We start from the raw sequence: 13,826 nt of genomic DNA, 5'->3' as shown, positions 1-13,826 counted from the left end.
CCTTTTGCTTGAACGTTATTTGAAAAGGTTCCGGATTGAATGTCTTTTCAAGAACCTCAAGTCTCTGGGTTTTCGGCTGGAGAACACCCACATGACGGATGCTCGGCACCTGGAACGTTTGGTGTGCCTACTGGCAGTGGTGTTCGTGTGGGCGGTGAAACTGGGCGAAAGGGTTCAGATTCCAAAAAAGAAACATGGTCGTTTGGCCCGGAGTGTCTTTCGGGTGGGGATTTCTCTGCTGCTGGAGTTATTCAGGAAGCCATTGTGGGCTTTACTGGAAGGCCTTCAGCTTTTGTTCCCCAAACTTGTCGGGTACTGAGACTCCGCATACAAAGTCTCAAGACATCTGGGCCCAATTCGGGGTCCGGTGTTCTTTTTTACTCTGGAAGGTGACGAATGCAGAACAAAACAGCCGGAAGTTCTCTGATCATTGTGATGCTGGTGTCGGTCATCGTCATTGGTTCCGTCGTGGCACTGATTTCCAACACAGCGGGACTGGCCCGCAAAGGCTCGGGATACGAACGCATGGCTTACTCTTCCATGCTGAGTGCAGATGCAGGGCTGAAAAGTTTTGCCCCCCGGATTCAACTGGCCCGGTACACAGGTCGCACAGAGGATTTTGATTGCTATGTTCAAGGCACCCGTGCCCCTGGCAACAACATCGGAGCCTGCCCCCTCAGCATGCCAGCACCCGGCAGACTGACCGCATACGCGCTTCCCAATGGTGACACGGTGGATGTCAGAGTGGTGGGATTTTATTCTTCCTCCAACACCATCACCCTGCAGTCGACCAGCACCTCCACCTCGGGAAACACCAAAGTGTTGCTGCAAGACTTCAGTGTGCTCAAACCCCCCACCACCAACCTCTCCATTCCAGCAGCATTGACCAGCTTCCCGAACATTGATTTCGGCGGAAACTCCAAACTCTATGGGGCACCTGGAACCTCCGCAGGCCTCTCCAGCACTGAAAACGGCATCCTGACCACCCTCACCAATGTGGGCGCTGGCTTCACGGTTCCAGCAGTAGGCAGCACGGTCACTGCGCAATTCAACAGTGACTCTTACCTGACCGCTGGCAGTTACGTGCGCATCAACGGATACTTTTTCCGTCTGCAAGAACGTGCCAGCAACTACAGCGACACGGCCCGCAGGTACATCTTGAAAAGGGTACCTGGGCCATACACCTCTACCAGCAGCACCAATGTCACCAACAACACCGCCGTGGATCTGGTGCAATTTGCTGTCCGGTCCAGTGCAGAAGGCACCACCGTCACCCCTGTGGTGGCTTTCAAAGATGCCGTCAGTGCCCGAGTTCGGGTCAGTGACCCCACTGGATTTTATGTGGGCGATGTGATCTATTTCCGCATCAACAGCCTGATGTACTCTGCTCAGGTCACCGCTCTGGGATACGAGTCGCCCGGCAACCTCATCACCGGCTATCTGGACATCAGGTATCCAGCAACAGCTGTGGGCAGTGGCCTGACAGGCACCAGCAGTGTGACAGCCGCCCTTCTGGATTCTTTGCAGGAAGGCACCGGAATCAGCCGTTATGTGCCAGGGGCATCTTCTGCTGGCGGAATCACTGGTGGCGGATCTTCGACCATGCTTCCCAGTGCAGCAGCCTTCAACACCAACATTAAGGGTGGCGAACAGCTGTTCATGCAAACCTTCAGTGGAAAAACCAAACAAAATGTATATGACCTTTCCCAGAGATACGACCTGCCTCCAGCAACTGTGCTGGATCAGGTGAACTGGGTTGGACCGGCCAACCAATTCGCCACCAACAACAACTCTTACAGCATCAACGACCTGTGTGGAACCGGCATCCTGATCATCACAGGGAACCTCAACCTGAACGGCACCTGTGCCAGAGGGGGCAATTTCACCGGTCTGCTCTATGTGATGGGCGACTTCCGCAACCAGGGGAACGCCATTGTCAACGGAGCAGTGGTTGTGGAAGGTCAAGTGATCACCTCTGGAACTTCTGCAGGGGGCACCATGACCATCAATTACGACAACCGGGTGTTTCTGGAACGTGGCCGGCACCTTGCCGTCACTCGGGTGACCCCCCTCAAAGCCACCTGGAGGCAAAAATGATCACTTCACACCGCACCTCTGGATTCACTTTGCTGGAAATGCTGGTCGTGATGGCCATCATGGCCGTGCTCACTGCAATCGTCTGGGGACCAACCAACCGGTATCTGGTCCAAACAAAAGTGAAAGAAGCCGCTCAGCAATTTGCCAGCGATGTGCAATCCCAGCATTTCGAAGCCAAACGCCTGAACACCACCAGAACAATTGAAGTCACAGCGTCCAGCAGAACCTACAAAATCAGCAATGTCAATTACAGGTTGCCTGATGGAGTGGTTTTCTCTTCAAGCTCAACAGGCACTGTGACATTCCATGGTCCTTATGGCACCACCCTTCCGACCTCAGGCACAGCAGGTCCCAACCTGCAGTCTTTCACTCTGGTCTCTTCACAGAACGCATCCGTCACCCGCACCGTGACTGTGGTGGGTCTGATTGGCAAGGTGATTGTCAAATGAAACAAACCCAACAGGGTCTGACCCTCATTGAAATTCTGGTCAGTCTGGTGGTAGTGCTGTTGATCAGTGCCCTTTCACTGCAAGTGATTCCCATCAGCAAAATCAATCGGGACGCCAATGTGGACCAGACCGTGACTTTGCGGGTGAAGGCTTACATGGAAGACCTGTCTTTTGCCATGCAAACCAAAACCACTTTTGACACGGCCTCCACCACCAATCCCCCCATCGCACAATTTGTTTCAGGCATTTACACCTGCGTCCCTGTCTTTTCTGATCCAGACAACATCACTGCACCCGGTGTGGCCCTGCGGAAACGGGTGGTGCTCACATGCACTGCACCCAAGAAATCAAATTTGGTGTTTGCAACTGAATTTGGGAGGCCCGAATGAAACAGGCTGGCGTGACCCTTGTGGAGATGCTGATCTCCATGCTGATGCTGGGTTTCATCCTCACCATGGTGATGTCCATCGAGTCCAACACCTTGCAATTCAGCAGCAGACAGCAAGACAATTCTGCGCAGCTGACCTCTCTGGTGGAAGCGACAGGTTACATGGGCGACATGGTGCGACAGTCCACATCCTTTCAAACCTCCATGACCGTCAACGGTCTGGCCTGCAGCATCACCAGCACAACCAATCCTTGCTTTGGCATCATGGTTCCTGTTTCGCAGGGCAGCGATACCGCCAACCCTTCCAAAATTGATGCTTACCTGATGCTGGTGTACCGAATGGAAGACCGCAGCACGCTCCCTACAGAATACAAAAACACCAACAGTTGGGCAGACAGCAACACCTGGGTGATCAAAGAGTACCGTTCTGTGGTGTGCCAGGCTGGAGCCTGTCCTGCAACTGCTCCCACTGCTCCCACCAACATCAGCAATGCATCGTGGTACCTTGTGGCAGACCAGATTTCCAAAGTGCAAGCCAATGGAACCACCTACACCCCTTTCATACGAAGCACCACGAACCTGTCTCAATTCACTTTGAGGTTGCAATCGGCATCACGGGTCATGAACAAAACCCGCTATGTGCCCATCTCTGGACCCCAATCCCTGAACATCACGATGCGCAACTGACCCTTCAAACAGAGAAAGGACGTGCTGGTCAGCACGTCCTTTCTTTTTCATGGTGTTTTGTGGTTGCTCGTGACTGCGGTTTATTGGGCGCGGAGCACGGATCCCGAGGCCCCACTCCTGCTGGCAGGCAACACCTGACGGTGGGTGTCCACATGGCTGGAGGTGTAGCCGCCGGGCAAACCCCCGAGGTGCAAGAACTGGCATTGCTGATGGGCGTCCACCACATAAAAAGTCAATCGGCTTGCTGGGGTCAGCAGGCGGTACAGGTGCTGGCGGTAAAACTGGTTGACCATGCGGTGCCACTCGGGTTGAGGGGCGTGACGTGGAACATTCAAATACACCACCACTTCCTGACGGTCGGGGGTGAAGTAAAAATCGATGTCGCAACCCTGAAAGCTGCCATCGGAATTCTTGCAAGTGAATCGGGAAACATGTTGGTGCTGCATGAAGCCTCCTCGGAGGGCAAAAAGCGGTTTTGCCCGGCGGGTGTGGTGACCTCTGGACAGACCAGAGGAGAAGTGGGTTTTGGGGTTTGGGGGATTCAGAAAGACCCTGACCTGCAGGATCTGCACAGTTTGAGCTGGATGTCTCCAGAGTAGTGCTTTTGACCCGTCTCAAGATTGGAGTCTGCTGAGCAAGGTCTGAACTTTGAGCGAATGGCTGAACATTCACTCAACAAGATTTTCAAAATCTATGGTGATTTTTGTCTCTGGTTTGAAGATCAATGGCCTGCAATGATTTTGTCAGAATGAATTGCTGATATTAAGTGTTTTTTACAAGAGATTTCCATACCAGTGATTTTTTTGCCTTTCATCCCCTCCAGGAACCTTTACAGACGTTTTATTGACTGTTTCAAATTCTGGAATGAAGTCTGCTTTTCGCCCTCTCTCTGGGGAACCAAGACTCTGGCTGTGGTCTTTTCAGGCATTTGAGCACAAAGTGTACAAAAGAATTCAGAAAATTCTCATGCAGGCCTTCATTTTGAGTTCAGTTTGTTCACAGATGCCTCACCACCTGAAGCTATGCTGAAGACCGGGCCAATGATGCCCAATCCCATCCCCTTAAAATTCTGCAGGAGCCCCATGTCCTTCAAACCCCTTTTCGTCGTGCTCGCCGTCCTTTGTGCTGCCTCAAACGCAATGGCCAAAACGGTGTACACCGTCAAAACCGGCGACACCCTGAGCCGCATCGCTCAGAAGCAGGGTGTCAACATGGACGCCATCCGCGACCTGAACCCCTCCCTGAAAAACCCCAACAGCCTGAGGGTGGGCCAGAAAATTGTGCTGCCCAACAAAATCAAAAAGGCAGCCCAGCAAAAAAGCACCATCAAAAAAGCCAGTTACGGGCAGAGCAGTGGCTGGATGTGGCCGGTCAATGGGCGCATCACCAGTGGTTTTGGTTACCGCAACATCTGGGTGGCCGGCAGCAACTACCACCCTGCCATTGACATTGCAGCAGCCACGGGAACCCCTGTGATCGCTTCCAGAGGAGGCGTGGTGCGCACCGCCAAATTTGACAACACCGGATACGGCTTCACAATCGTGATCGACCATGGAGACGGATGGAGCACCCGTTACAGCCACAACAGCCGCCTGCTGGTCTCTGCAGGCATGGTGGTGGAGGCCGGACAGCGCATCGCTCTGGTGGGTTCCACCGGGTTTTCCACAGGCGCACACCTCGACTTCCGCGTGTACAAAAACGGCAGTGAGCTGAATCCCCTGAACCTGCTGTCCCGCAGGTGATGGTGTTTTGCAGATGACAGGCCCAACTTGAGGCCCTGTGCCATCTGCCCCTGAAGGCCAGGGTCAGCCTAAAGTCGCTGTCAGGGCATGCCAACACAAAGAGCCATCAGCGGTCAGCCAGAAGGAAAGTTTGCTTGCTGCCTTTTGAGCTTCAAATCTGAGTGGGCTTTCATTTGGTGCCTTTTGATTTTGCTGTTTGCAAAAGCCTCAAGGTGAGCTTTTTGCTGACCGCTGATGGCTGATCGCTGAACGCTTCTTCAAGTGACCTACCAAAAGTCAGACTTGTTCTGCCCCTGAGAGCAAATCCTGCAAAATCCCATGAAAAACTGGGCTAAACTGAAGCAGCACATGCCTGTGATCTGTCCGCACTGCCACAACACCCTCTCTGACGACCCCAACCGATGCCCAATCTGTGGCTGGCTTCTGAAAGTCCACCTGCCTGTGGGCACCAAACTGCACGGGGGAAAATACACCGTCGGCAGGGTTCTGGGACGGGGAGGCTTTGGCATCACCTACCTCGGGGCCAACACCTTTTTAGGGCGAACAGTTGCCATCAAAGAGCTGTATGTGGACGGCATGACCACTCGGGGCAACGCAAGTCAGGTGGTCGCCTCGCAAATGGAAAGCTTCGAGCAAGAAAAAGCCCGCTTTTCCAGAGAAGCCCAACTGCTGACGGGTTTTGACCACCCCAACATCGTGAAGGTGCTGGATGGCTTTGAGGAAAACAACACCGGTTATCTGGTGATGGAGCACCTGACCGGACAGACCCTTGCAGAGCACATCCACGAACATGGCAAACTGACCCCACATCAGGCTCTGGAAGTGTGTTTGCAAGTGATTGAGGCGCTGGACACCGTACACCGGGCCGGAATGCTGCACCGCGACATCAAACCCGAGAACATTTTCATGGCCTCTGGAGGTCGGGTGGTCCTGATTGATTTTGGCACAGCACGCCACTTCGAGGCCAACAAAACCAGCAACCACACGCGCATGGTCACGCCGGGTTACGCCCCTCTGGAGCAGTACGCCACCGCTGCAAAAACCGGAGCTTACACAGATTTTTACTCTCTGGCTGCCACCCTGTACCATGCCTTGCTGGGAAAAGCACCTCCTGCCTCCATTGACCGGGTGACTGGAGCCACTCTGGAGCCCCTCCCGTTGCCAGAGAAACATCCGCTGAGAAGCATGATCTTGCGGTCCCTGTCTTTGCAAATTCAGGACCGACCCCAGAGTGCAGCAGAGATCCGCCAGTTGCTGGGAGGTCAGAAAGCCCCTCCGTCCAAACCCACCCTTCCTGAGCCTTCCGCAGATGAGATGTACGCCAGAGGGGTCAAACACCAGCAAGGCGAGGGGGTCCCCAGAGACGAAAAAGTGGCGGCCCAGTGGTACCGCAGGGCCGCAGATCAGGGGCACCCCTCTGCACAAAACGACCTCGGGTTCCTGTACATGAAAGGGCGTGGGGTGGTGCAAAGCCACACCGAGGCGGCAAGGCTTTTTCGTGCAGCAGCAGAGCAAGGACACGCCATTGCCCAGTACAATCTGGCAGTGCTGTACGAGCATGGCACCGGAGTCACCCAGAGTCTGGTGCAAGCCTTTGACTGGTACCGCAAAGCCGCAAGGCAAAACCATCTGAAAGCCCAGACCAAACTGGCCCGCATGTACGAAAAGGGCCTCGGGGTGCCTGTGGACTTCAAAGAAGCCCTGCTCTGGTACGAAAAAGCCGCCGATCAGGGGGATGTGGGGGCACAATTCACCCTTGGGCAACTGGAGGAACAGCAGAACAACCTGCCTCAGGCCCTGTTCTGGTACCAGAAGGCTGCGCAGCAAGCCCACAGGGACGCGCAGTTCAAAGTGGCAGGCATGTACGCAGAAGGCAAAGGAACCTCCATCCAGTTGCATCAGGCAGCGTACTGGTACCGCAAAGCCGCCGATCAGGGGCATCTGGAAGCCTTGCACCAGTACGGGCTTTGCCTTGAGCAGGGTCTGGGCATCGCACAAGACGGGCATCAGGCCCTCAAATGCTTTGAGAAAGCCGCTCAGGGAGGGGTGCTGGATGCACAGTTCAAAATGGGCCTCCTGCTCGATGAAGGGACCCTTGTGAAACCCGAGCCTGCACAGGCTGCGCTCTGGTACAGGCGGGCAGCGGATCAGGGGCATCTGGTGGCCCAGAACAACCTTGCAATGCTGTACGAGCACGGTAGAGGGGTGATGCAAAGTCTCGCGCAGGCCTTCCAATGGTACAGGCTTGCTGCACAGGGAGGCAACGCCACCGCACAGTACAATCTGGCCCTGCTCTACGAAGAAGGCAGAGGGGTCGAACAGGACCACAATCAGGCTTTCCGTTGGTTCCTCAAATCCGCAGAGCAAGGCGAATCCGAAGCCCAGTTCAGCCTCGGGCAGTTGCTGGAAAAAGGACATGGCGTGCCCAGAGACGACGCACTGGCCTTCGAGTGGCACAAAAAAGCCGCCGATCAAAACCACAGCGAAGCCCTCTTGCAGCTCGGGCGCATGTACGAGCAGGGAAGGGGCACCTTCAAGGACCGCCAGTTGGCCATCGAGTGCTACCAGTTGGCCCAAGATCAGGGGTCTGAAGAGGCTGCAGACCGTTTGCGAAAATTGCTCAAACCCCGCTGGAAGATTTTTTAGGGCATCTTCTGAGTTGAGCAGATGTTGCTTGAACCTCACTCTACTGTCCTGACCTTTCCATTCGCTTTGCTCAAGCAGAAGTGAGTTGAACTCACTTCTGCTGAAAGCAGTTACAAAGAAAAAAGAACATTCTGGAACAAAGCAGCAAGTGTTAGGGTAAACACCAAGTCGCTGTTTGGGTGAGATCAACAGTGAGAGCCAGCAGGCGGAAGGAAAGTCTGTTTGATGCACCTTGCATTTGGAAACCAGAGAGGACTTTGCACTTTGGCTTGCTTTTTTCGAAAGCAAAAGCCTCTGGATGGTCTTTTTTGCTGAAAGCTGAGGGCTGACTGCTGACCGCTTCTTCAATGGGCCTGCCAATGGTCTGACTTTAGGATGACCCTGCAGTAAGTGGGAAGTCCAACAGAAAAAACCCTTTCCCAGAGCCATACTGAAACCTGAAGCGAATTTTTAAACCTCAGGAGGTTTCAACATGTCACGCATCACTGCTGCTTTTGATTCTGAACAACAGGCCCAATCTGCCCTGCAAGAACTCCGCTCCCTCGGGATTGCCGACCAGCACCTGAGCCTGCAACACCGTGGAGACGGTTCCGCAAATGTGCGTCCTGACCCTGATGGCACCGTTCGTGAAGGTGGAGATGCTCGGGTCAACCCGGTTCTGGAAGGTCAGGACGACCGGGCAGGAGACATCGGATTTGTGGTTCCCCCTGCTGTCAGTGTTGGTGTTCCGGTGGGACTCGGGGGGTTGGGGTCTCCGGGTGCCACTGCTGTTGCCGCTGGAGCCCTGTTGCAACACCACCTCAGGGACGATGTGAACCCCATCAACCACCATGACAACGACCATGCAGACCGTGAAGTGCGTTTTTATCAGGATGCTTACAGGGACGGCAAAATCCTGCTCAGTGTGGACGCCGAAGACAGCGTGCAGGAAGAGCGGGTACGTGACGCTCTGGCCCGTTTTGATGGGCGTTTTTTCACCCCTTGAGCGAAAACGCATTTCTGAAAGCCAAAAATGAAGAAGGCTGCCTTTTGGGCAGCCTTCTTATTGATCCCACCCCGAGCCTGCTTTTCCCTCTGGGCAGGGTACACTGAAGGCCAGAGCCTCTTCTCCTCTTCCCTGTCCTGACTGCATGCCGATCGATTACTGGATTGCCAAAACCCGCATTGTTGCACAGCGTTCGGCCAACCGCCAGAGCGGATCGGTGCACCATCGGGTGCATGGGCAGACCTTTTTGAACGGTCAGGTGCGTGACCTGCAACTGGCCATCAATGTGCTGTCCAGAGCGAGCAGCACACACCCTGAGGACAGCCATGTGCGCTTCTTGATTGAACCGGACTTTCAGCATCCACTGACCCTGCATCTGGAAAACCACTTCCAGCAGGAGGCCGAAAAAATCCTGACCACCAGACCGCTCACCAGAGCAGAACGCCAGTTTCTGGAAGTGGGGGCTTTGGCCTTGCGCCCCGCACCTACCCACACCGAAATTCGGCTGGATTATGTGCGCTCGGGGCTGTTTGATCCAGCCCTGATGCAAACTTTGCCTCCTTCTGCACCCGGAAAACTGGACGATTTGCAGGACCACCTCAGGGTCCTGTTCAGCAAGGCCAGAGACCAGAGGGGGGCTTTCGTGTATGTGTTTGGCGAAATGTGGATGCCGAAGCCTTTCGATCCGGGCAGGCCACCCGTTTTCCCTTTTGAGGAGGATCCGGGCAGGCAATTTGGCCTCCATGACATCCACATGAATCAGGGCAACGAACCGCGTTTCAAAGCCGCCGATGGGATCCATCAGGATGGAGGGCTCTTGTTCCACTTTCCGCACGAAAACCGCTGGGTGGGGGTGTTTCTGGCCTTTCAGAACCAGTCCTGGTACACCGATGACCAGAGTGGGCACGCTCTGGATTAGCTGTGCTGACCACCCTGCAACATTTGAATCACCAGTGGGTTTTCAATTCCACCTCGTCAAAACTGCCTCCGGGTCTCTGTGAAACCCTCTGGTAGACGATTTTTCCATCCAGATCCACCAGAACGGTGCCGTTCCACTGCAGAAGCCCGAGGGTTTTTTCCAGACTGTATGCCCGGTAGATGTTGCGGTTGGGGTCTGCAGCCACAGGAAACGGCAAATCAAAGCGTTTCTGCAAGGTGTGGGCGGCTTTCTCGTCTCCTCCACCCAGAACCAGCACCTGAATGTTGTGGGCCTGAAGCTCTGGATGCATGCGTTTGAGGTGCAACACGACCTTGGTGCACATTGGACAGTTGAATTCACGCATGAAATACATCAGCACTTTTTGTTTTCCACGGTAATCCACCAGTTGAACAGGTCCGTGGCTGGTTTGCAATTGAAAGGTGGGGGCAAGCTGGGTGAGGGGGCGGGTCATGACATGCTCCTTGAAAGATGAAGGTGTTGAATGGCGTGCAGGGCAGCTCTGGCACCGTCTCCTGCGCTGGTGATCGCCTGCTTGAATTGGCTTTCCTGCACCTCTCCTGCGGCATAAACCCCAACCAGAGAGGTTTGCATGAAGGCATTGGTCAGGATCAAACCTTGCTGATCCAACCGCAATTGGCCTTCAAAAAGCCACGTGTTGGGCACCGAACCGATGCACACAAAAACCGCATCGGTGGGCAAAACGAAAGTGGAATGGGCGTTTTTCAGTTGGACGGCTTGCACCTGCTCGGTGCCCAGAATGGACTGCACGGTGTGGTGGGGCAGCAGTTGGATGTTGGAGGTGTTTTGCACCTGTTCTTGCAGCACCTGCTCGGCACGGTAGCGATCAGAGCGGTGAACCAAAAGCACCTCTCGGGCATAGTGGGACAACTGGAGGGCATCGGTGAATGCGGTGCTCCCTCCTCCAACCACCACCACCGTCCGGTCTGCATACAGGGGACCATCGCAGGTGGCACAATGCTCGACACCAGCAAGGGATTCACCGGGCACCCCGAGCGCTCTGGGGGTGGCTCCAGTGCACAGGATCAAGGCATCAGCAGTCCAGAGCAAACCGTCATCGGTGTAAAGGCGATAAGGTGTTTTTTGCAGGTCCACACGGGTCACGAAAGCATCGTGAAAGCGGGCACCATATGTGCTGGCGTGTTCTTCCATGCGTGTGGCCAGTTCAAATCCAGAAATGCCTTCTGGAAAGCCGGGAAAATTGTCGATCTGCTGCGAGTGGGTGACCTGTCCTCCGGGCAGAGGTCCACGGATGACCAGAGGGTTCACCCTCGCTCGGGCAGCATAAAGGGCAGCGGTCAGTCCAGCAGGACCGGAGCCCACCACAATCAGGGGAACATGGGTCGAACCCTCCACGAGAAAGCCTCTTTCTGTTCAGATGTCCTGAACGGTTGGGGATGCCTTCAGGGTACAGGGGAGCATCATGCATGTCCATCACCATTTTCATGCCTGATCATCACGTATCATGTTCATGATGATCGAGGTCCGTTTGTTGCGTTATTTTGTTGCCGTGGCCGATGAATTGCACTTTGGACGTGCAGCACAGGCTCTGCACCTTGCACCACAACCGCTCAGTCAGGCCATCAAACGCCTTGAGGACCAACTCGGGGTGGTGTTGTTCAGGCGCACTTCACGCAAAGTGGAACTGACCCTGCCCGGAGAGGTGTTTTATGCCCGCAGCAAACACCTGCTGCAACAGCTCGATGAAGCCATCGAATTGACCCGCAAAGTGGCCGAAGGTGGAGCCGGAACCCTGAGCATCGGATACCTTCCTTCGGCTGTCCCAGAGGTGCTTCCCACCTTCCTGCGTGCATGTCAGGCCCTCCCCCATCTGGAATTGCAACTGCATGAATTGACGGTCCGGGACCTCCTCTCACGCATTCAAAAGGGGCAACTGGATGCAGGCATTGTGACTGCTGTGGGTCTTCCAGAGGGATTACAGCATCTGGATTTGCAGCAGCATTCTTTGGCTCTGGCTGTTCCCAAAGGGCACCCTCTGGCTGAACATGCGGTGGTGTCACGCAAATCTGCCCAGCAGGTACCCCTGATCGGCTATGACTGGCAACATTGCCCGGAGTTGCAGGCTTTGCTGGACGAGGTGGTCCCGGTCGGCCACCGCACCCACGATTTCGTGCAAAAGGTGATGTCGGAACAAAGCGCTCTGGCTCTGGTGCAGGCTGGAATGGGTGCGGCTGTGGTGACCCGAGGGCAACAGCAACATGCACCTGCTTCGGTCAGCTTTCTGGATTTTGATCCTCCTGTGCAGTGTACTTTTCAGCTGGTGTGGAAGGCAGGCAACCATCCTGCACTGAAAGGATTGATCCAGATGCTGCAAGAACACTTGAACATCCAACATCCAAACTGAAGACAGGGACATCTGCAGAAAAGTTGTGGCCTATCCTGAAATTCAGGGGGTGTCCCTTGAACACATCGAAAAACACATCGAAAAACACTGTAAAACCAACATTGAACACCTTGTGGTCGGTCAGGGTGAGCGTTTTTGCTGCTCTGGCTTTCGTTTTTTCATGGCTGATCTGGATGCCCAGAGTGGTGGCCAACCTGCAAGGAATCCCTGATCCCCTTCCCTATTTGCATTTTGTGGGAAGCCTCGGACCTGCCCTGTCGGCATTGTTCGTGTGCGTACTGGTGGCCCCTTCTCAATTGAAGACCCTGCAAAAAAACATCCTGCATGTGAATGTGGGCTGGACAGGGTGGCTTTTGGCCCTCAGTCCTCTGCTGCTGATGGTGCTGGCTTTGCCTTTCACGCCCATGGTCTTGTGGGGCAATTTCTTGAAAGTACAGGAGTACCCCCATTTACCTTTTGCTGCACTGGTGCTGTGTGAGGTGCTGTTTTATGGTTTTGGTGAGGAGGTCGGCTGGCGCGGATTTCTGTATCCACTCCTCAAAGAGCGTTTCTCTGGCCTGAAGGCATCCCTGCTGGTGTTGCCTTTCTGGGCCGTCTGGCACCTGCCCCTGATCCTGACCAACCCCACCTACCAGAGCATGGGACCGATGCTTTTGGGATGGTTGTTCAGCCTGACCTGTGGGGCTTTGCTCACCGCATGGCTCTATGAAAAAACCCGTGGGAGCCTGCCTGTGCTGGCGGTGTTCCACGGGCTTTTGGACATTGCCATGGTGAACCTCGGGGTGGGACCCCTCATGCTGAATGTGATGGGAGCCATCACCACCCTCGCAGGGATCTGGGCTGGAATCGACCTCTGGAAACAGGGACGCCAGAATCTTCCCCAAAAATAAACATCCATGCCAAATTCAAGGGGCATGGAGCCACTCGACTCAGCTTTCGTTTTCCTGCAAAATGTCCTCCACCCATGAGAGGGCAGCAATGGTCTTTGGAAAACCCAGAGTGGTCATGCCCAACAACACCACATGACGGATGTCCTCTGCTGTGAGGCCACTTTGCACACCTTTGCGGGTCTGGCTGTGCACAGCCCCTTCCTGCTGAAAACCCACCGAAAGGGCGAGTTTCACCAGTCTTCTTTCACGTTCATTCAAAGGACCTTCCAGATGGACGGCTTCACCCAGTTCACGGTATGCACGGGCAATCTCTGGATAGGTGCTGACAAATGCAGGATCACAAGTGAGATTGTGAAGATGTCCGTCATCTGTCACAGTGAGCTATGGGCAGCAAAGTCAAAGTCCGACCCCTCAGCGAAACAGAAGTCCAGCACATCCAAGATCAGCTCAAATCCAAAGACGCCTTCACGGTGCGGCGCAGCCAGATTCTGCTGGCCAGCCATGAGGGTCAGGTGGTCTCCCAAATTGCCAGGTCCCTGAGAATCGCCACCCAAACAGTACGCAACACTTTTAGAGCTTTTGAAGCAGACGGTTTAGCGAGCCTACACGAACAATCCCA

16 protein-coding genes and 1 pseudogene are annotated in these 13,826 nt (G+C 54.7%); 13 read left to right on the top strand and 4 right to left on the bottom strand.

Going from position 1 to position 13,826, the window contains the following annotated elements:
• The 5 genes and pseudogenes from Q371_RS22090 to Q371_RS22070 all read left to right on the top strand — a co-directional run.
• Positions 1-319: pseudogene (locus Q371_RS22090) on the top strand (IS4 family transposase); the annotation flags it as partial.
• 77 nt (positions 320-396) lie between these two features.
• Positions 397-2,097, top strand: coding sequence for a hypothetical protein (locus tag Q371_RS22085; protein WP_034344765.1), 1,701 nt, complete (start codon positions 397-399; stop codon positions 2,095-2,097).
• Complete coding sequence (locus Q371_RS22080; protein WP_034344762.1) at positions 2,094-2,546, top strand: pilus assembly FimT family protein; 453 nt, start codon at positions 2,094-2,096, stop codon at positions 2,544-2,546. The genes Q371_RS22085 and Q371_RS22080 overlap by 4 nt, the downstream gene beginning before the upstream one ends.
• On the top strand, positions 2,543-2,935 hold the full coding sequence (locus Q371_RS22075; RefSeq protein WP_034344759.1) for a prepilin-type N-terminal cleavage/methylation domain-containing protein: 393 nt from the start codon (positions 2,543-2,545) through the stop codon (positions 2,933-2,935). The genes Q371_RS22080 and Q371_RS22075 overlap by 4 nt, the downstream gene beginning before the upstream one ends.
• A complete protein-coding gene (locus tag Q371_RS22070) occupies positions 2,932-3,621 on the top strand; it encodes a PulJ/GspJ family protein (RefSeq protein ID WP_034344756.1) in 690 nt (229 codons plus the stop codon). The genes Q371_RS22075 and Q371_RS22070 overlap by 4 nt, the downstream gene beginning before the upstream one ends.
• An 80-nt stretch (positions 3,622-3,701) precedes the next feature.
• Here Q371_RS22070 and Q371_RS22065 read toward each other — a convergent pair whose 3' ends face one another.
• A complete protein-coding gene (locus Q371_RS22065) occupies positions 3,702-4,067 on the bottom strand; it encodes a hypothetical protein (protein WP_157442881.1) in 366 nt (121 codons plus the stop codon).
• On the opposite strand from Q371_RS22065, the gene Q371_RS27385 reads away from it, so the two are divergent.
• The 5 genes from Q371_RS27385 (at position 4,053) to Q371_RS26210 (ending at position 9,913) form a co-directional block, all read left to right on the top strand.
• The gene (locus tag Q371_RS27385; protein ID WP_157442880.1) at positions 4,053-4,220 is read left to right on the top strand and encodes a hypothetical protein; all 168 of its coding nucleotides are present in this window, start codon (positions 4,053-4,055) and stop codon (positions 4,218-4,220) included. The genes Q371_RS22065 and Q371_RS27385 overlap by 15 nt on opposite strands.
• 483 nt (positions 4,221-4,703) lie before the next feature.
• Entirely contained in the window at positions 4,704-5,363 is a 660-nt protein-coding gene (locus Q371_RS22060; protein WP_051965057.1) for a M23 family metallopeptidase, read from the top strand.
• A 348-nt stretch (positions 5,364-5,711) separates the two neighbouring features.
• Positions 5,712-8,009 carry a serine/threonine-protein kinase gene (locus tag Q371_RS26215; RefSeq protein WP_051965056.1) on the top strand — a complete coding sequence of 766 codons (2,298 nt, stop codon included), beginning with the start codon at positions 5,712-5,714 and terminating at the stop codon, positions 8,007-8,009.
• A gap of 472 nt (positions 8,010-8,481) precedes the next feature.
• Positions 8,482-8,994, top strand: a complete 513-nt coding sequence (locus tag Q371_RS22050; RefSeq protein ID WP_034344751.1) for a hypothetical protein — start codon at positions 8,482-8,484, stop codon at positions 8,992-8,994.
• 145 nt (positions 8,995-9,139) lie between these two features.
• Positions 9,140-9,913, top strand: a complete 774-nt coding sequence (locus Q371_RS26210; protein ID WP_051965054.1) for a DUF2278 family protein — start codon at positions 9,140-9,142, stop codon at positions 9,911-9,913.
• 28 nt (positions 9,914-9,941) lie between these two features.
• On the opposite strand, the gene Q371_RS26205 is transcribed toward Q371_RS26210, so the two are convergent.
• Positions 9,942-10,385 (bottom strand): peroxiredoxin family protein, encoded by a 444-nt coding sequence (locus Q371_RS26205; protein WP_051965052.1) that lies wholly within the window; start codon positions 10,383-10,385, stop codon positions 9,942-9,944.
• The gene (locus Q371_RS22035) at positions 10,382-11,308 is read right to left on the bottom strand and encodes an NAD(P)/FAD-dependent oxidoreductase (protein ID WP_211253882.1); all 927 of its coding nucleotides are present in this window, start codon (positions 11,306-11,308) and stop codon (positions 10,382-10,384) included. Before Q371_RS22035 ends, Q371_RS26205 begins: the two co-directional genes overlap by 4 nt.
• Before the next feature lie 118 nt (positions 11,309-11,426).
• On the opposite strand from Q371_RS22035, the gene Q371_RS22030 reads away from it, so the two are divergent.
• Both Q371_RS22030 and Q371_RS22020 read left to right on the top strand, forming a co-directional pair.
• Positions 11,427-12,317, top strand: coding sequence for a LysR family transcriptional regulator (locus Q371_RS22030; protein ID WP_169743909.1), 891 nt, complete (start codon positions 11,427-11,429; stop codon positions 12,315-12,317).
• Between the two features lie 125 nt (positions 12,318-12,442).
• The gene (locus Q371_RS22020) at positions 12,443-13,207 is read left to right on the top strand and encodes a CPBP family intramembrane glutamic endopeptidase (protein WP_157442879.1); all 765 of its coding nucleotides are present in this window, start codon (positions 12,443-12,445) and stop codon (positions 13,205-13,207) included.
• Between the two features lie 39 nt (positions 13,208-13,246).
• Here the strand turns inward: Q371_RS22020 and Q371_RS22015 are convergent, their stop codons facing one another.
• Entirely contained in the window at positions 13,247-13,582 is a 336-nt protein-coding gene (locus Q371_RS22015; RefSeq protein ID WP_051965048.1) for a carboxymuconolactone decarboxylase family protein, read from the bottom strand.
• 8 nt (positions 13,583-13,590) lie between these two features.
• On the opposite strand from Q371_RS22015, the gene Q371_RS22010 reads away from it, so the two are divergent.
• On the top strand, positions 13,591-13,826 hold a 236-nt coding region (locus Q371_RS22010), incomplete at its 3' end, for a helix-turn-helix domain-containing protein (protein WP_034344743.1).

It is taken from the genome of Deinococcus misasensis DSM 22328 (assembly GCF_000745915.1).
GTDB classification, from domain to species: domain Bacteria; phylum Deinococcota; class Deinococci; order Deinococcales; family Deinococcaceae; genus Deinococcus_C; species Deinococcus_C misasensis.
This window is presented reverse-complemented; position numbering and strand designations above follow the sequence as displayed.

Bases quoted from the DNA above. Each gene is read 5' to 3' on its own strand.
- Q371_RS22085 (WP_034344765.1), top strand. From the start codon at position 397: ATGCAGAACAAAACAGCCGGAAGTTCTCTGATCATTGTGATGCTGGTG.
- Q371_RS22080 (WP_034344762.1), top strand. From the start codon at position 2,094: ATGATCACTTCACACCGCACCTCTGGATTCACTTTGCTGGAAATGCTG.
- Q371_RS22075 (WP_034344759.1), top strand. From the start codon at position 2,543: ATGAAACAAACCCAACAGGGTCTGACCCTCATTGAAATTCTGGTCAGT.
- Q371_RS22070 (WP_034344756.1), top strand. From the start codon at position 2,932: ATGAAACAGGCTGGCGTGACCCTTGTGGAGATGCTGATCTCCATGCTG.
- Q371_RS27385 (WP_157442880.1), top strand. From the start codon at position 4,053: ATGTTGGTGCTGCATGAAGCCTCCTCGGAGGGCAAAAAGCGGTTTTGC.
- Q371_RS22065 (WP_157442881.1), bottom strand. From the start codon at position 4,067: ATGCAGCACCAACATGTTTCCCGATTCACTTGCAAGAATTCCGATGGC.
- Q371_RS22060 (WP_051965057.1), top strand. From the start codon at position 4,704: ATGTCCTTCAAACCCCTTTTCGTCGTGCTCGCCGTCCTTTGTGCTGCC.
- Q371_RS26215 (WP_051965056.1), top strand. From the start codon at position 5,712: ATGCCTGTGATCTGTCCGCACTGCCACAACACCCTCTCTGACGACCCC.
- Q371_RS22050 (WP_034344751.1), top strand. From the start codon at position 8,482: ATGTCACGCATCACTGCTGCTTTTGATTCTGAACAACAGGCCCAATCT.
- Q371_RS26210 (WP_051965054.1), top strand. From the start codon at position 9,140: ATGCCGATCGATTACTGGATTGCCAAAACCCGCATTGTTGCACAGCGT.
- Q371_RS26205 (WP_051965052.1), bottom strand. From the start codon at position 10,385: ATGACCCGCCCCCTCACCCAGCTTGCCCCCACCTTTCAATTGCAAACC.
- Q371_RS22030 (WP_169743909.1), top strand. From the start codon at position 11,427: ATGATCGAGGTCCGTTTGTTGCGTTATTTTGTTGCCGTGGCCGATGAA.